Raw genomic sequence first — 17,234 nt, forward strand, 5'->3', positions numbered from 1 at the left:
GCTTGTTTCAAGCCAGGCTTTTGCTGCCGCATGCATTCCACCGTCCTAGCGCCTTTCACCGCCCGCGACGGCGAGAACCTGGCTCTCTATGAGTGGCCACTGGATGCTTTGGCCATCGAAGGGGGTCAACATGCGTTGCCGCCGCGCGCCATGGTGCTGCTGGTCCATGGCTTGGGCGAGCACGCCAGCCGCTACGACCATGTCGCCAGCCAATTGCTCGACTGGGGTTTTGCCGTGCGTGCCTACGACCAGCGCGGCCATGGCGAATCGGGCGGGGTCCGTGGTGTGCTGCCCAATGAGACTGCACTGCTGGACGACCTGGCCGAAATAGTCGACGACACGCGCCTGCGTTGCGTGCGCCTTCTGGAGGAGGTCAACGCGGACGGACGAAGCCCGCAGCCGCCTGCGCATCTTCCCCTGGTTCTGCTTGGCCACAGCATGGGCGGTCTGGTGGTGAGCCGGTTTGTCGCACTGGACATTCGCCCCGTGGATGGCCTCGTGATGTCTTCTCCCGCGCTGGAGCCGGGGCTCAACGTCTTGCAAAAGCTGCTGCTGGCCTTTATGCCGAGGCTGGCACCCGACCTGTGTGTGGGCAACGGCCTGGACGCGCGCTACATCTCGCACGATGAAGAGGTGGTCAAAAAATACTTCACCGACCGGCTGGTGCACGACAGAATCTCGCCACGCCTGGGCAAATTCATCGCAACAGCGGGTCCCGCGACGGTGGCGGCCGCCGCCCAATGGCGCACGCCTACGCTGCTGATGTATGCGGGTGCGGACCGGCTTGTCAATCCGGCCGGCAGCCGCGCTTTCTCGGAAAACGCGGCCCACTCACCGGCCGTGACCGCCGGTACGGTGACGTCGCGGTGCTTTGAGGGCCTCTATCACGAGATATTCAATGAAGTCGAGTCGGAGCCGGTGTTTGACACGCTCAAGGCCTGGCTGGACGCCCGCTTCTAGCGGTTAAGAAAATCTCAAGAGAAATTCGGCTTCAGCCCAATAAGAACGGGCGCAAACAGCTATAAAAACAATAGCAGTAACTGGCGACATCACCGGGTTCCATGCCCAGCCTGACCGCAATGTCGGACACGGTGCGAGGCGTAACCAGGTTCTCAGGCCTTCTGTCCCTTGCGTTGGCCGAGTGCAAGCCAGGCCAGCGCGGCGGCGGTGAGCCCCAGCGGCAGCAGTGACCCCAGGTTCAACAGCGCCCAGCCTTGGGTGGTCACCAGCACGCCGGAGGCCAGCGAGGAAACCGCCAGCACGGCAAAAATACAGAAATTGAGCGCGCCCTGCGCCTTGTCTTTTTCTTCCGGCCGATAGGTCTCAAGCGCCAGGGTGGTGCTGCCGGTGAAAAGAAAATTCCAGCCCAGACCCAGCAAAAAGAGCGCCGCCAGAAATTCCTTGAGCTCCACGCCCGAGAGCGCGATCAGCACGCACACCACGTTGAGCGCCAGACCCACCGCCATGATGGGCAAAGTGCCGAAGCGCCGGATCAGGTGACCGGTGAAAAAACCGGGTGCGAACATGCCGATCACGTGCCACTCCAGCACCAGCGCGACGCTGGAAAACGGCAGGCCGCAAACCTGCATGGCAATTGGCGTGGCCGCCATCAGCAGGTTCATCACGCCAAAGCCCAGGGCACCGGCTGCGGCGGCCACGATGAAGATCGGCTGCCGCATGATTTCGCGAAGTGGCCGGCCACCGCGGCTGGCATGCGCCTCGGGCGGCGGCGGAAACCGGATGAATGCCAGCAGCGCCATCGACAGCAGCGCCACGCCGGCCAGCGCCAGGTAGGCGCCTGCAAAGGGCACGTCGGTCAGCCCCCGCGTAGAGGCCGCCAGGTTGGGCCCGGCGACGGCGCCCAGCAGGCCGCCTGCCATGACCAGGGAAATGGCCTTCTCGCGAAAGGCCGGCAGGGCGAGCTCGGCCGCGGCAAAGCGGTAGAGCTGGGCATTGGCGCTGTAGTAGCCCGCCACCACTGTGGCGGCCACCAGAAGCCAGAAATTTTTGCTGTAAGCCGCATAGCAGCACAGCAGGGCCGAGGCGGCGGCCACCAGCAGGCCCAGCTGGAAGGAAATCTTGCGCCCGAAGCGCATTTGCGTGCGCGCCACCACGGACGTGGACAGCGCGCCACCCACCACATAGCCCATGACGGGCAGTGTCGCCATCCAGCCCAGCGGTGCCAGGTTCAGGCCGACCAGGCCGTTGATGGCGATGAAGGTGACGTTGTTGGTGAGAAAGAGGCCCTGGCAGACGGCCAGCAGCCAGAGATTGCGGTTCATGGCGTGCCGCTTGTCACTGCGAGAAACGACAGGCAGGCGAGCGGTGCGGTTTCGGCCCGAAGCACGCGCGGGCCGAGGGTGACGGCCGCAAAGCCGCAAGCCATGGCCGCAGCCTCTTCAGCCGCGCTGAGGCCGCCCTCGGGACCGCTCAGGAAGGTCAGTGCGCCGGCACCAGCTGCGGCCACCGCTTCGGCCAGCGGCCGGCTGCCGTCTTGTAATGAGAGTAGCAGCCGGGTGCCGCCAGCTGCGCCCTGCCCCGCGCCTTTGAGCCAGTCAGACAGGTTAGCGACGTCGTGAACGGGTGGTATGCGGCTGCGGCCGCATTGCTCGCAGGCCGCGACGGCGACGCCCCGCCAGTGCGCGATTTTTTTGTCGGCTCGCTCACCCTTGATGCGCAGCACGCTGCGCTCACTCATCAAGGGCTGGATGCTGGCCACGCCCAATTCGGCGGCTTTTTCAATCAGCCAGTCCATGCGGTCATTGGCGGGCATGCCGACGGCCAGGTGAATGGAACGGCTGGCTTCGCGTGCCGTGGCGGTGTAGCCGCCGATAAGGACCTCCACATCGCTGCGGCCCATGCGCTCGACGGTGGCTGCAAATTCCCCTTCGCTGCCGGGCTGGCCGTTGCCTTGGCCGTTGAATATTGTCAGGGCGTCGCCGGGCTGCATCCGCAAGACCTGGACGTGGCGCGCAGTGGATGGCGGCAGGCTGACGATGCTGCCAGACGCCAGCGCGATGTCAGCGAAAAACCGGGCGGTCATGGTGCTGGTGCAGGAAGATGCATTGTTAGGTGCTTGCTGTGAATGCTATAAAAATAATAGCTGCTTGCGCAGAGCCAGTGGGCGCTATGGCCTGATTGTGCATCAGAAGGTGTAGCCCACACGGGTTTCATTGCCCTCAATCTCGTCGAGCAGCACCATCAGCGGCCCGAGCTGCCGGTAGCGCGCAGCGGTGTTGCGGGCGTATTTGATGAAGCGGGGCGTGTCGGCCAGGTATTTGGGCTTGCCGTCACGCAGCGTGAGGCGCGCAAAGATGCCCAGAATCTTGAGGTGGCGCTGCAGGCCCATCCATTCCACGGCCCGGTAAAACTCGCCAAAATCGTCACCGACCGGCAGGCCGGCCTTGCGGGCTTTTTGCCAATAGCGCACGGTGATGTCCAGTACGAAATCTTCTTCCCAGCTCAGGAAGGCGTCGCGCATCAGGCTGGCGATGTCGTAGGTGATGGGGCCGTAGACCGCGTCCTGAAAGTCCAGCACCCCAAGGCCTGTCGCGCCGCGCTCAGGGGCCGTGAAATTTTCCGACGGGCCGCCCCTAGGAAAATTAGCCCCTTGAGGGGGCAGCGTAGTACGCGAAGCGACAAGCGTGGGGGCTATCAGATTGCGGGGCATGAAGTCGCGGTGCACAAACACCCGTGCGCCATTGAGCGAATTCAGGTTGCTGGCCTTGATCTGTTCGAAGATGACGTTCAGCTTGTCCTGAAGGCCGGTGTCCAGCGCCAGCCCGCGATGTCTGGCGACATACCAGTCCGGAAAGAGCGACAGCTCGCGCGACAGGAGTGCATCGTCGTAGGGCGGAAGCACGCCGGGCGTGGAGGCGAGTTGCCAGCGCACCAAGGCCTCCACCGCATCTACATACAGGTCGTAGTGCGCCGGAGTGGGGCTGGCGATAGCATCAACCTCGGCGGGCGGTCTAATCGCTTCCATCATGGTCTGCGCACCCAGGTCGCTTAGCAGCATGAAGCCCATTGGCTCATCCCAGGCCAGTACGCGCGGGGCAATCAAGCCGGCGCCGCTCATCAGGCCGGCGACTTTGACGAAAGGTCTGCAATCTTCCTGTGCAGGTGGTGCGTCCATGACGATGTAACTGCCATCGCCTGTTGCTGCGTCCACCCGGAAGTAGCGGCGAAAACTTGCGTCAGCTGATGCCGGCCTGATGGTGTCGACCCGCAGATTGTGCTGGCGGGCAGCGGCAGTCAGCCAGGCTTCGAAGGTCATGGCACGTGCCGGGTCGGCCCAGGCAATGGAAGGGGTGGTCATGTTTCTGGAGTCCCTGCCAGCCCTGCAATTGGGCGCTGGTTCGACATTGTGGGGACGGGGTGGAGGGTCATGGATAATCAGGCCTGATTTTACAAACGGGTTTATCTCACATAAACGATGCGCCGCGCATCCCCTTCGCCCTTTATTCTTTCCCCGATAGCTCAAGCTGTCTCCACGCTGGTGGTTTGCGCAGCACTGGGGATGACGGGTGCCGGGACGGCGCACGCCCAAACTCCGGCTGCGTCACCTGTTCCTTTTCAGGCCCCTTCCGCTGTTCCCCCCGCGGACCGGCCCGCAGGCGACACCCCGAAACTCAAGTCTTCGCCCCAGCTGGCCGAGCAGGTTTCCAGCGATCCCCAGGACAAGGGCCCCACATTTGTTTTTGGCGACCGGATTTCCGGCCGCCCCGATCTTGAAACCGTGATTGACGGCAATGCGGAATTGCGCCGCGGGTCTACCGCCATCCGCGCGGACCGCATTGAGTACTACCAGCCCGAAGACCAACTTAAAAGCCGCGGCAATGTTCGCATCAACCGGGCGGGCAACAGGTTTGAGGGTCCCGAGCTGGAGATCAAGCTGGACCGGTTTGAAGGCTTTTTCACGACGCCGGCCTACCGCTTCCTCAGCAACAGCGGCAACGGCCAGGCGGAGCGGATCGATTTCATCGATGAAGGCCATTTGACGGCCCAGCGCGCCAGCTACACCACCTGCGAGCGCAATGACGAGGCCAGCTGGGAGCCCTCATGGGTATTGCGCGCCAGAAGCTTCGAGTTTGACCTGGACCGCGAAGTTGGCGTTGCCAATGGAGCCGTTGTGCGTTTCAAGGATGTGCCTATCCTGGCTTTTCCCCGGGTGAGTTTTCCGTTGAGCGACAAGCGCAAGTCGGGTCTTCTGCCGCCCTCCATCGGCATGGGCTCAATCAACGGGTTTGAGTATCGGCAACCTTATTACTTTGATATTGCGCCCAATCGGGACGCGACATTTTCACCGGCGATCATGACCAAACGCGGGGTGGACCTCGCCGGCGAATTCCGCTACCTGGAGCCGAAGTACACAGGCGAACTGCAGGGAAACTTCCTGCCCGGCGACAAGTTGCGCAATCGTGACCGCTGGTCCTACAGTTATCAGCACGTTGGTGCCATCAGCAGCGGCCTGTCATCCGTCGGCGACCTGGGCATCAACCTCAACCTGAACCGGGTGAGTGACAACGATTATTGGCGTGACTTTCCAGCTCTCAAGGGGGCGACCACCCAGCGCCTTCTGCCCCAGGACGCGAGTTTGTCGTGGACCCGCGGGTTCTTTTCTTCGTCCATGCGAACGCTCAAATGGCAGACATTGCAGGATGTCACTTCGCCCATCGTTCCGCCTTACGACCGCCTGCCCCAGTTTGCAGCGGCGTACACCCGTGTGGATGCGCCGGTGGTGGGATTGGGCAATGGCTTTGACTGGTCGGTGGAGGGCGACTTCACCCGTTTTTCCGCAGATCGCCAGCTCACCAACCAGCCCAATAGTGACCGGGCATTCACGCGGCTGCAACTGAGCCGCCCCTGGCTGCTGCCTGCGGGGTACATCACCCCCAAAGTGCAGCTGCATGCCACGAGTTACAAATTTGATTCAGCGTTGCCCAATGGTGCGACAACGGCGTCGCGTGTTGTGCCTACCTTCAGCCTGGACAGCGGCGTGCAGTTTGAACGTAATGCCGGGTTCCTGGGCCGGAACTTTACCCAGACACTGGAGCCCCGGGCCTTTTATGTGCGTACTCCCTATCGCGACCAGAGCCTGCTGCCCAACTACGACTCCGGGTCCAACGACTTCAACTTCGCCACGGTCTTTACCGAAAACGCATTTGTCGGTAATGACCGTATTTCAGACGCTAACCTGCTGACCCTGGGCGTTACCTCGCGTCTGCTGGATCCTGCGACCGGTGCTGAAGCTGTGCGTGTCGGCATTGCGCAGCGCTTTCGTTTTGAGGATCAGAAGGTGACCCTGCCGGGTGTATTGCCGGTCACCGACCGCATCAGCGACTTGCTGGTCGGGGCTTCCGTCAATTGGGTGCCGCAGTGGTCTTTCGACAGTACGGTTCAGTACAACCCGAAGACCAAGCAATCTGAGCGTGCGTCGATTGGCGTGCGCTACAACCCCAGCAATTACCGCGTCATCAGTGCCGCATTCCGGCGCCAGCGCAATGTCAGCGAGCAAATTGACGTGGGCTGGCAGTGGCCCATCAATGATTTGTGGGGCGACAAGGGAAAAGATCTGGGCGCTGGGCAGGGCCAGGGAGGCGGCCGCTACTATGCCGTTGGGCGCCTGAATTACAGCGTGCTGGACAAAAAACTGGTCGACTCGATCATCGGTGTTGAATACGATGGTTGCTGCTGGATAGGGCGCGTGGTTCTGCAGCGCTCTCAAACCGGGACCGGAAGCTCGGATACGAAAATCCTGTTTCAGCTTGAACTTGTGGGGTTTTCGCGCCTCGGTTCCAACCCCCTGGAAACCCTGAAGTCGAATGTTCCACGTTACCAATATCTGCGTGAGAATACCAGCACGCCAAGCCGCTTTACTACTTATGACTAATAACCGCGCCGTCCCAAGATTTTTTTTGAACTCCACTCAAGCCGCCACAACGGCCATGGCATTGTCGATTGTGCTGATGGTGGGTGCTCAGGCGCAGGGGTTGCGGCCATCGGGTACATTGCGCCTGCCCGACGCGGCCACGGGCTCCCGGACTGCGTCGGCGCAAGGAAGCGCGCAGCGGCAGGCTGACTTCATTGTTGCCGTGGTCAACTCCGAACCCATTACCAACAACGAGGTTCGAAGCAAGTTGATTCGGACCGAGCAACAAATGCTTCAGATGGGCGCGACAGTGCCGCCGCGCAGTGAAATGGTCGGACAAATTCTGGAACGCCTGATCAGCGACAAGGCGCAGCTGCAAATGGCGCGCAATTCGGGTCTGCGGGTCGATGACAATGCCGTCGAAGCTGCGGTCCAGACCGTCGCCAGCCAAAACCAGATCACGGTCGACGAGCTGCGCAATCGCCTGAAAGCGGACAGGATTGACTATGCCCAATTCCGCTCGGAATTGAGGGACGAGCTTTTGGTCAGCCGTTTGCGCCAACGCGAGCTGGAGACTCGTGCAACGGTCACGGAGCAGGAAGTCGACCAATTTCTGCGTGACCAGGATGGCGGCACCCCATCGTCTTCGCTGGCGCTCAACCTCGCGGAAATTCTGGTGGCCGTGCCGGAAAATGCCACGCCCGATCAAGTCGCAGCGCTGCAGGCCAAGGCCCAGCAGGTGATGGACCGTGCCCGCAACGGTGCAGACTTCACGGCACTGGCCGCCGAAGTTTCGGCGTCTCCCACGCGCGCTTCGGGGGGCCTGATGGGGTTGCGGACTGCAGACCGCTATCCGGATCTCTTTGTTGAGGCGACAAGCAAATTGCAGGCGGGGGGCCTGGCGGGGCCGGTTCGGAGCGGGGCGGGATTTCACATCCTCAAAGTCATCGAAAAACGGCAAGGCGGCATGCCCAGCATGATGGTGGCACAAACCCATGCCAGGCATATCCTGCTCCGGTTGACGCCACAGCTCAGTGAAGCCGCCGCAGTGGAGAAGCTGGCGGGTTTTAAAAGACGCATCCAGGCCGGGCAGGCTGATTTCGCAGCACTCGCACGTGAGAACAGCGACGATGCCTCCGCAAAGGAAGGCGGTGACCTCGGCTGGGCAAGCACCGGCATGTTTGTGCCTGAGTTCGAGAAAGTCATGAACGGCCTGGCGCCCAATCAGGTCTCGGATCCCTTGGTTTCCCGTTTTGGCGTCCATCTTATTCAGGTGCTTGAACGCCGCGAGACCCAGCTATCGCAACGTGAACAGCGGGAGATGGCGCGCGGTGTGCTGCGCGAGAAAAAGCAAAACGAAGCCTATGCACTGTGGATCCAGGAGATTCGGGGCCGCGCCTATGTGGAGTACCGTGACGCACCGCAGCTGTGAAGATCGCCTCAGGCCTTCCTTAAGGTTCCATTCGCGCTGCGTGGGCGGGTCAACTTTCCGGCTGACTTCTCCAAAAAACGGCAGTCTTGTTTGTATGCCAGTCTGGCGGCTTTAGGTCGCCCCCAATGTGAAACATATTCCGCGCAAGCGTTTTGGCCAGCATTTCCTGACGGACCAAGGCGTCATTGAGGGGATTGTGCAGGCGATTGCTCCACGTCCAGGACAGGCCATGGTGGAGATCGGGCCTGGATTGGCTGCGCTGACCCAACCCTTGGTTGAACGGGTGGGGCACTTGACGGTCATTGAGCTGGACCGCGATCTTGCCCGCCAGTTGCGATTGCACCCCCAGCTTGCCGTGGTTGAGTCCGACGTGTTGAAAGTGGATGTCCGCCAGCTGGCGCGAACGGCCTGTGCCGAAGGGCAAAAACTTCGGGTGGTCGGCAATCTCCCCTACAACATTTCCACACCCATCCTGTTTCATTTGCTGGATGCCGTGGAGGTCATAGAAGACCAGCACTTCATGTTGCAAAAAGAAGTGATAGACCGGATGGTGGCGGTGCCAGCTACCAGCGATTACAGCCGGCTCAGCGTGATGCTGCAGTGGCGCTACGCGATGGAAAACGTGCTGTTCGTGCCGCCGCACAGTTTTGATCCGCCGCCGCGGGTCGATAGCGCCGTGGTGCGCATGGTGCCGCATGCAGCGCCTGTGGCGCTGGACGTCAAACTCCTGAGTGAGCTGGTGCAGGTCGCCTTTAGCCAGCGTCGCAAGTTGCTGCGCCACACCTTGGGAAAGTGGCTGGACAGCCACGGTTTTGGCGGGCAGTTTGATGTCCAGCGGCGCGCTGAAGAAGTCGGGGTGACCGAGTATGTGGCCCTGGCGCGGAGCGTAGCGCAACTGCGCAATTAGCTGTTCGGTACACCTGATATGAAGATATTTGTCATCTCACTTCCCGAGGCGACCACCAGGCGAGCGACTATTGACCGGCAAATGATGGCGCTGGGGCTGCGCTATAGCCTGATTGATGGTGTGCGAGTCGACCCAGAACGGCTGGCCGAGGTAGGCTACAGCGAAAGTGCGCGTCGGATTCGTTATGGTTACAGCATGTCGCCCGGGGAGGTCGGCTGTTTTCTGGCGCATCAGGATGCCTGGAGAGCAGTGCTGGCCGAGGGCGAAAAATGCCTCGTGCTGGAAGATGACGTATTAATTCCAACGCTAAGTACGGCGTTGCTCGCCCAGCTTGAATTGGCACCGTATCCCATGGTCAGGCTCGCAGGCGTCTTTGAGAAACGGCACAAATTCATCGGCGACACACCCTACGCAAAGTACTGGGGTGACCCTTCCGGCGCGGCGGCTTATGTGCTGGGACCGCGAGAGGCCGCGGAGCTGATACGGCGATCAACGCGGTTTTACATGGCCGTTGACGACTTTATGGAGGCGAGGCATTTACACGGTATCAACACCTATGCCTTGTTGCCCTATCCGGTCCGCCAGGCGGGAACCGACACGCAAATCGGCCATCGGGTTCGACCGCGATTGTCCGGCATCGCGCGTCTTCAGCTGATGCTGGTGCGCATCCCGATTGATATCAGCAAATATTTTCACCGCATTCTTTACTACATGTTTTAAGTCGCGGCGCGGTGCTGTCGGATGCGGCCGTTGTCTTAACTTCCGGCCTGGCGAAAAAAAGCCCGCAACAAGCGGGCCTTTTGTGAACCGGACAGCGCGCCTTTTTTCAGGCAGCTGCCAGCCAGTAACCCGCATTAAACGGGCTGCTCATGCGCAACGCCAGTGGCGACACGTCTACCAATTTGTCGGTCGGCATGATTTCTTCGCCTTCCGCGGTTGCTTGCTGGGCCTCATTCGCCCGATCCCCTTGGCCAATGTCTGGGGAGCGGGCTACAGAAAAGAATAGAAACATCTGAACGGTATCTTGCGATCCGCCCAGTAATCAGAGGCATCCCGGAAGATGTCGAGCAACTGCTCGCGCGCTTCCTTGTCAAATTTGGCGTTGGCCGGAATTTGCTCGAGCACGACAATAAAGCCGGGTTGCGGGCCTGACTTGTGAACCAGGTCCGTCATGCAGTCGTACAGTGCGTCGAAGTTTTTGCCGAAATGCGCCGGAAAGGTGTACTGCGCCGCAATCATGTCCAGCACGTCCTGCTTGCTCTGGGCGTTGCCCAGGTTGGCGTACAGGAAATGCTGGTTTAAATGTGTCGCGGCATCCTGCAGGTCTTGCACCCGGAAGGCCCGTATGGATTGAACGATATTGGGACGTACGCCGCGCAAGGGCGTTTCACCGTCCTTGCGCAAAGGCGTTTCGTTGTCCCGACGAAGTGGTGTATCCATCTCCGCTACTCTTTCTCTTAAGTCAAAAACTCAAAATAACGATCACAGTTCAATTTATTGAACGATTTTGCGAAAACTCGCATAGTGATCGTCGGTGTAATAACAGGCATCAGGTGCGACAGGTTTCAAGCCACCACAAACGATGCGCCGGGCTCCCCGGCTGCGCTCACCGGGCGTTCTGACGGTGTATTCGCGGTAGTAACCGCGACTTTGAGCCGGTAGAAGTCGTTCCCGGTTCCCAAACACCACGCCGTCCTTTTCATGCTTGAAAGGCCCGCCCTGGTAGATCAGCACCATCATGTCGCGTCCCTGGGGGGGCAATTGGACGGTCGCTATGGTCCCGATCGGAACCGGGCCCTTTGCCTGCACCATGCTGGGGATTGACCCGGCCAGACCGGTTGCCAAAACCAGCAACATGGCCGTTTTGGCCGCCCACCCATTGCGCAACATGAAAAAAACCTTTTTCTCGAATTCAGAGTTACCCACCGATTTTTCGGGTTAACCCTTAAATTTCAAGAGAGGTAGTTTGCCGCATGTGGCTAAAAAACGCAAGTGGATGCTGAAAATTTAGGCAGTAAAGAGAGAGGTCATTGATGCACTAAGTTAGTGCTAGCTATCTAATTTTGGCTCATCGACTCGCATTGGCATCCGCTACCGTCAGTGCGGTCATGTTGACAATACGGCGCACCGTTGCCGTAGCGGTCAGGATGTGCATGGGCTTGTTTGCTCCCAGCAAAACCGGGCCGATGGCGATATTGCCACCCGCCGCTGTTTTCAGCAGGTTGTAGGAAATGTTCGCTGCATCAATATTGGGCAGTACCAGGAGGTTGGCCTCACCCGTCAGGGTGCTGTTCGGCATGATGAGGGCGCGCGCATCGGCGTCCAATGCCATGTCGCCATGCATCTCCCCATCAACCTCAAGCCATGGCGCTTTCTCGCGCAGCAACTCCAGCGTGCGGCGCATTTTCAGGGCGCTGGGCAGGTTGGAAGAGCCAAAATTCGAATGCGACAGCAGAGCCGCCTTGGGCTTGATGCCAAAGCGCATCATTTCCTCGGCCGCCATGGTGGTGATCTCCGCGAGCTGTTCCGCAGTCGGATCGCAGTTGACGTGCGTATCGAGCAGGAACACCTGGCGCCCCGGAAGCAACAAGCCGTTCATGCAGGCATAGGTGTTGACGCCTTCGCGCTTGCCGATGACCTGATCCAGATAGTCCAGATGATGGGCCGTCGTGCCCCAGGTGCCGCAAATCAGCCCGTCCACGTCGCCTTTGTGCAGCAACATGCCGGCGATCAATGTGAGGCGGCGGCGCATTTCGATTTTGGCGATCTGCACCGTCACACCACGGCGTTCCATGAGGCGGTGATAGGTTTGCCAGAAGTCGCGGTAGCGATGATCCTGCTCGACATTGACGACGTCGTAGTCGAGCTCCTCCTTAAGGCGCAGGCCGAATTTTTCGATGCGTTGGGCAATGATGGCGGGCCGGCCGATCAGTGTCGGGCGTGCGAGTCCTTCATCCACCACGATCTGGCAGGCACGCAGCACGCGTTCTTCCTCACCCTCGGCATAGGCCACACGCTTGCGGCTGGCGGCCTTGGCGGCCGCGAAAATCGGTTTCATCACCGTGCCCGAGGCGTAGACAAAGCTTTGCAGCCGCTCGCGGTAAGCGTTCATGTCCTGAATGGGCCGCAGGGCCACCCCGCTGTCGGCCGCCGCCTGCGCGACGGCGGGCGCGATCTTCATCATGAGGCGCGGATCGAAAGGCTTGGGAATCAGGTATTCGGGCCCGAACGCCAGCTTTTCACCCACGTAGGCGGCTGCCACGACTTCACTTTGCTCGGCCTGCGCCAGCTCGGCTATGGCGTGTACAGCCGCGATTTCCATCTCGATGGTGATGGTGGAGGCCCCGGCATCCAGTGCGCCGCGGAAGATGTAGGGAAAGCACAGGACGTTGTTGACCTGATTCGGGTAGTCGGTGCGGCCGGTCGCCATGATGGCGTCGTCGCGCACGGTCCGGACGTCCTCCGGCGTGATCTCGGGATTGGGATTGGCCAGCGCCAGGATGATGGGCTTGGCGGCCATTTTGGCGACCATGTCTTTCTTGAGCACGCCACCGGCGGAAAGGCCCAGGAAGATGTCCGCGCCAGCGATGACGTCGGCAAGCGTGCGTGCATCGGTCTTCTGCGCGAACTGGATCTTGTCTTCGTCCATCAGCTCGGTGCGGCCTTCATAGACCACGCCGGCCAGATCGGTCACGAACACGTTTTCGCGCTGGATGCCCAGCTTGAGCAACAGGTTCAGGCAAGCCAGGGCGGCCGCGCCCGCGCCGGACGTCACGAGCTTGACTTGCCCCGGACCTTTGCCGACAACCTTGAGCGCATTCAGGACGGCCGCACCTACGGTGATGGCGGTACCGTGCTGGTCATCATGGAAGACCGGGATCTTCATGCGCTTGCGCAGCTCACGCTCGATATAAAAACAGTCGGGCGCCTTGATGTCTTCAAGGTTGATGGCGCCGAAGGTCGGCTCCAGCGAAGCAATGATGTCGACCAGCTTGGCCGGGTCTTTTTCGTCGATCTCAATGTCGAACACATCCACGCCGGCGAACTTCTTGAACAGCACGCCCTTGCCTTCCATGACCGGCTTGGAGGCCAAAGGGCCGATGTCGCCCAGGCCCAGCACGGCGGTGCCGTTGGTCACGACAGCCACAAGGTTGCCGCGGCTGGTGTACTTAAAGGCGTTATTCGGGTCCTTGACAATTTCTTCGCAAGGTGCGGCGACGCCTGGCGAATAAGCCAGGGCCAGGTCGCGCTGGTTGGTCAGCTGTTTGGTCGCTGCAATGGCGATCTTGCCCGGGGTCGGAAACTCGTGGTATTCAAGTGCGGCGAGGCGCAATTCGGCGCGTTTTTCTTCGCGATTGGCTTCAGTGCTATTGGGCGTCGCGGTGGGGGGTGTCGGCATCAGCAAGGTCTCCAGCGGAAACGGTCGGGTCGACCGTCAATTTCTTGTAAGGTCTGCGATTGTAGGCCGTCGGAGGGGAAAACCCTAGTAAGTGAATCTACGCAAAAAGGTGTATTGCTTTTGACTTTTCAGCACAGAAAGCCGCTTTGCCGCGGAGCTCATTCACGATGGCGGCGCGTAGCCGTTTTTTGAGCGCTTTAAGCGCGAAATAAAAAAAGCCAGGTTGGCGGGCCTGCGCCGCTCAGCGCGCAACACCCAGCAAATGGTCCAGGCGCTCGGGCTGCTCGCGCAACGCCTGGGCCGTTCCGGTGTGGACTACCATGCCGCGGTCCAGCACCACGGCGCTGTCGGAAATCGCCAGAATGGCTTGCGGGTGTTGCTCCACGATGATGGCGCTCAGGCCCTCTTCGCGCGTGATGCGGCGTATGGCGCGCAGCAGCTCCTCCACGATGATGGGCGCCAGGCCCTCCAGCGGTTCGTCGAGCAGCAGCAGCTTCGGGTTGAGTACCAGCGCCCGGCCCACAGCCAGCATCTGCTGCTCGCCGCCCGACAGCTGCGTGCCCAGGTTGCCCTTTCGCTCGGCCAGGCGCGGGAACATGGCGTACACGCCTTCGGGGTTCCATTTGCCCGGGCGCGCCACCGCCGTCAGGTTCTCGTGCACCGTCAGCGACTTGAAGATATTGCGCTCCTGCGGCACCCAGCCTATGCCGGCCGCCGCGCGTTCGTGCGAGGGCAAATGGTGCAACGCGACCATGGATGTGCCCGCCCCGAACGAGATGGCGCCGCCGTGCTGCCGCGTCGCGCCTGCCAGTGTGTTGATCAGCGTGGTTTTGCCGGTGCCGTTACGGCCCAGCAGCGCGAGCGTCTGTCCCTCGCCCAGTGCGAACGACACCTCGTGCAGCACCACTGCCTCACCGTAGCCGGCGCGCAGTTTGTCGACCTTGAGCAGTTCAGCCATGAGCCACCTCTTCGCCATGGCCCAGATAGACCGCCTTGACCTGAGGGTCGGCCGCGATTTCCTCAGGCGTGCCCTCGGTCAGCAGCGTGCCGTTGACCAGTACCGTCATGGTGGTGGCGAAGCTGAACACCAGGTCCATGTCGTGCTCGATCAGCAGTACCGACACGTCAGCGGGCAGTGCGGCCACGGTCTGCAGCAGTTCTTCGCGCTCGCCGGCCGGCACACCCGCCACGGGTTCGTCGAGCAGCAGCACACGCGGCTCGCAGGCCAGCGCCACGGCGATTTCCAGCAAGCGGCGCTTTCCGTAGGCCAGCATGCGTGTCGGTTGATCCATCACTCCGGTCAGGTGAAACTGCTCCAGCAACTGTTCGCAGCGCTCGGCCACGCGCCGGTTGCGCCCCAGCGCCTGCCACCATTTCGCGCCGAGCCCCGCTTGTTGCGATACGGTCAGTGCCAGCGTTTCCAGCGGCGTGAGCGAATCGAAGAGCTGGTTGATCTGGAAGGTACGCACCATCCCGCGCTTGACGCGCTGGTGCGGCGCCAGCCGCGTGATATCTTCGCCGTCGAGGAGGATGCGGCCCTCGGTCGGCTGCAGAACGCCCGTCAGCAGGTTGACCAGCGTGGTCTTGCCCGCACCGTTCGGCCCTATCAGCGCATGGCGCGCGCCGCGACGCAGGTTCAGGCTCACGTTGTTGGTGGCGGCAATGCCACCGAAGCGCATCACCAGCCCTTGCGCGGACAGCACCGCGTCGCTGTGCGGCGCCGCGCTCATGACTGGCCTCCGTGCTTAGGCAACCATGCCCAGGGCCGGACCAGGCGCTCGCGCCCCACCAGCACCAGCACCACCAGGAAGAGGCCTATCCAGAAGGTCCAGTACTGCGGCGTGATGGACGACAGCGCGTCCTGCATCAGCTTGAACACGATGGCCCCGGCTACGCCGCCATACAGCCAGCCAGCGCCGCCGACCACCAGGATCAGCAGCACATCGGCCGAACGATGAAACTCAAACAAATCCAGCGAGGCAAAGCCGGTGGTTTGCGTCATCAACGCTCCCGCGGCGCCCGCGACGCCGGCTGCCACCGTGTAGACCACGGTCAGCCGCGAAGCGACCGGAATGCCGATGGCCATGGCGCGCAGGCGGTTGTCGCGTATCGCCTTGAGTGTCGCGCCCAGCGGCGAATGCACGAGGCGACGCATCAGCACAAACAAAATGAGCAGCACGGCCAGCGAGTAATAGGCGGCGGTGCGGCCCGACAGGTCAAACTCGAAGCGGCCCAGCAGCGGGCCCATCACCACGCCTTGCAGGCCGTCGGCGCCGCCGGTCAGCCAGTCAAGCTTGTTGGCCAGCTCCAGCAGGATCAGCGCCACCCCCAGTGTCACCATGAGCCGTGTCAGGTCGCTGCCGCGCTGGATGGTGAGTGAACACACGGCACCCAGCAGTGTGGCGGTGGCGATGCCCACCGCCAGGCCCACCAGCGGGTCCGGCATGACCAGCTTGGCGAACAGCGCCGCCGCATAGCCGCCTATGCCGAAGAAGGCTGCATGGCCCAGCGAGACGATGCCGGTGTAACCCAGCACCAGATCCAGCGACACCGCGAACAGCGCGACGATGGCGATCTCATTGATGATGGACGCGTGGCTGGGCATCAGCACTGGCGCGGCGAAGGCGGCGAGCCAGAGCACCGGTTCCCAGAGCTTCCAGCGGCTGTTTTTAAGCAGGGACGTTTGAGTGTTCATTTATCTGCCGCCCTTGCGCACAAAGAGGCCCTGCGGCCGCCAGATCAAAATCACGATCATCAGGCTGTAAACGATGAAGGCCCCCAGCTTGGGGATGTAGTACTTGCCCGCCACGTCGGCAATGCCCAGCAGCAGCGCGGCCAGCAGCGGCCCGGTGATCGACGTGGTGCCGCCCACGGCCACCACGATCAGGAAGTAAATCATGAACTTGAGCGGAAAGCTCGGATCCAGCCCCAGCACTTCGGCGCCCAGCGCGCCGCCCAGGCCGGCCAGTCCCGAGCCGACGGCGAAGGTCGAAAGGAACACGATGTTGACGTTGATGCCCAGGCCGGCCGCCACGCGCTGGTCGTCCACCGAGGCACGCAAGCGGCTGCCGAAGCGCGTGCGAGTCAGCACGTATTGCAGGCCCAGCGTGAGCGCGGCGCACACCGCAATGATGAACAGCCGGTAGTGGCCCATGCCCAGCATCCAGGCGCCGCTGCCGATCTCGGTGCGGCCCTTGAGCCATTGGGGCAGCTGCACGATCTGCTGCGTCGAGCCGACGAAGTAGTCCACGCTGGCCACCGCCATGAACACCAGGCCGATCGAAAACAGCACCTGGTCCAGGTGCGGCTTGTTGTACAGCGGCCGGTACAGCGTGCGCTCCAGCACAGCGCCTAGCAGCGCTGAGCCGGCGAAGGCCAGCGGCAGGCACAGCAAAAAAGGCACGCCGAAGTGCTGCATCAGCAACACGGTGATGTAGCCGCCGGCCATCGCGAAAGCGCCATGCGCGAGGTTGATGAAATTCATCAGGCCCATGGTCACCGCCAGGCCCACCGCCAGGATGAACAGCAGCATGCCGTAGGCGATTCCGTCAAAAAGAAGGGTCAGCATGCTTTGGCCAGAGGATCAGTGTTTGCTTGAGAGAGGTCCGTGCCAGGAATACCGCGG

15 protein-coding genes are annotated in these 17,234 nt (G+C 61.6%); 5 read left to right on the forward strand and 10 right to left on the reverse strand.

All coding sequences use genetic code 11. The annotated features are described in order from the left end of the window. The first annotated feature begins 30 nt into the window (after positions 1 to 30). Positions 31 to 960, forward strand: coding sequence for a lysophospholipase (locus AC1D13_RS13925; RefSeq protein WP_477667062.1), 930 nt, complete (start codon positions 31 to 33; stop codon positions 958 to 960). A 152-nt stretch (positions 961 to 1,112) separates the two neighbouring features. On the opposite strand, the gene AC1D13_RS13930 is transcribed toward AC1D13_RS13925, so the two are convergent. The 3 genes from AC1D13_RS13930 to AC1D13_RS13940 form a co-directional block, all read right to left on the reverse strand. Then, positions 1,113 to 2,282 carry an MFS transporter gene (locus AC1D13_RS13930; protein ID WP_457281929.1) on the reverse strand — a complete coding sequence of 390 codons (1,170 nt, stop codon included), beginning with the start codon at positions 2,280 to 2,282 and terminating at the stop codon, positions 1,113 to 1,115. Further along, entirely contained in the window at positions 2,279 to 3,043 is a 765-nt protein-coding gene (locus AC1D13_RS13935) for a 16S rRNA (uracil(1498)-N(3))-methyltransferase (RefSeq protein WP_457281930.1), read from the reverse strand. The genes AC1D13_RS13930 and AC1D13_RS13935 overlap by 4 nt, the downstream gene beginning before the upstream one ends. 102 nt (positions 3,044 to 3,145) lie before the next feature. Next, positions 3,146 to 4,318 (reverse strand): aminoglycoside phosphotransferase family protein, encoded by a 1,173-nt coding sequence (locus tag AC1D13_RS13940; protein WP_477689731.1) that lies wholly within the window; start codon positions 4,316 to 4,318, stop codon positions 3,146 to 3,148. A 117-nt stretch (positions 4,319 to 4,435) separates the two neighbouring features. On the opposite strand from AC1D13_RS13940, the gene AC1D13_RS13945 reads away from it, so the two are divergent. The 4 genes from AC1D13_RS13945 to AC1D13_RS13960 all read left to right on the forward strand — a co-directional run bounded on the left by AC1D13_RS13945 (position 4,436) and on the right by AC1D13_RS13960 (position 9,930). Beyond that, positions 4,436 to 6,892 (forward strand): LPS-assembly protein LptD, encoded by a 2,457-nt coding sequence (locus AC1D13_RS13945; RefSeq protein WP_477689732.1) that lies wholly within the window; start codon positions 4,436 to 4,438, stop codon positions 6,890 to 6,892. Then, positions 6,885 to 8,303: a peptidylprolyl isomerase gene (locus AC1D13_RS13950; RefSeq protein WP_457282088.1), complete on the forward strand. Its 1,419-nt coding sequence runs from the start codon at positions 6,885 to 6,887 to the stop codon at positions 8,301 to 8,303. Before AC1D13_RS13945 ends, AC1D13_RS13950 begins: the two co-directional genes overlap by 8 nt. 127 nt (positions 8,304 to 8,430) lie before the next feature. Further along, complete coding sequence (gene rsmA / locus AC1D13_RS13955; protein WP_477667064.1) at positions 8,431 to 9,210, forward strand: 16S rRNA (adenine(1518)-N(6)/adenine(1519)-N(6))-dimethyltransferase RsmA; 780 nt, start codon at positions 8,431 to 8,433, stop codon at positions 9,208 to 9,210. Between the two features lie 18 nt (positions 9,211 to 9,228). Next, positions 9,229 to 9,930 carry a glycosyltransferase family 25 protein gene (locus tag AC1D13_RS13960; RefSeq protein WP_477689733.1) on the forward strand — a complete coding sequence of 234 codons (702 nt, stop codon included), beginning with the start codon at positions 9,229 to 9,231 and terminating at the stop codon, positions 9,928 to 9,930. A gap of 270 nt (positions 9,931 to 10,200) precedes the next feature. On the opposite strand, the gene AC1D13_RS13965 is transcribed toward AC1D13_RS13960, so the two are convergent. From AC1D13_RS13965 to AC1D13_RS13995, 7 genes are all read right to left on the reverse strand, one after another. Next, positions 10,201 to 10,650 carry a barstar family protein gene (locus tag AC1D13_RS13965; RefSeq protein ID WP_348050784.1) on the reverse strand — a complete coding sequence of 150 codons (450 nt, stop codon included), beginning with the start codon at positions 10,648 to 10,650 and terminating at the stop codon, positions 10,201 to 10,203. Positions 10,651 to 10,704: 54 nt separating this feature from the next. After that, entirely contained in the window at positions 10,705 to 11,100 is a 396-nt protein-coding gene (locus AC1D13_RS13970) for a guanyl-specific ribonuclease (RefSeq protein WP_457282089.1), read from the reverse strand. Positions 11,101 to 11,278: 178 nt separating this feature from the next. After that, the gene (locus AC1D13_RS13975) at positions 11,279 to 13,609 is read right to left on the reverse strand and encodes an NADP-dependent malic enzyme (RefSeq protein ID WP_457281935.1); all 2,331 of its coding nucleotides are present in this window, start codon (positions 13,607 to 13,609) and stop codon (positions 11,279 to 11,281) included. A gap of 241 nt (positions 13,610 to 13,850) precedes the next feature. After that, on the reverse strand, positions 13,851 to 14,567 hold the full coding sequence (locus tag AC1D13_RS13980; RefSeq protein ID WP_457281936.1) for an ABC transporter ATP-binding protein: 717 nt from the start codon (positions 14,565 to 14,567) through the stop codon (positions 13,851 to 13,853). Beyond that, the gene (locus AC1D13_RS13985) at positions 14,560 to 15,339 is read right to left on the reverse strand and encodes an ABC transporter ATP-binding protein (protein WP_457281937.1); all 780 of its coding nucleotides are present in this window, start codon (positions 15,337 to 15,339) and stop codon (positions 14,560 to 14,562) included. The genes AC1D13_RS13980 and AC1D13_RS13985 overlap by 8 nt, the downstream gene beginning before the upstream one ends. Further along, positions 15,336 to 16,304, reverse strand: a complete 969-nt coding sequence (locus AC1D13_RS13990) for a branched-chain amino acid ABC transporter permease (RefSeq protein ID WP_477689734.1) — start codon at positions 16,302 to 16,304, stop codon at positions 15,336 to 15,338. Before AC1D13_RS13990 ends, AC1D13_RS13985 begins: the two co-directional genes overlap by 4 nt. Next, positions 16,305 to 17,177: a branched-chain amino acid ABC transporter permease gene (locus tag AC1D13_RS13995; RefSeq protein WP_457281939.1), complete on the reverse strand. Its 873-nt coding sequence runs from the start codon at positions 17,175 to 17,177 to the stop codon at positions 16,305 to 16,307. It lies immediately after the preceding gene. Between the last annotated feature and the right edge of the window lie 57 nt (positions 17,178 to 17,234).

Source organism: Polaromonas sp. P1_E12 (assembly GCF_056405975.1).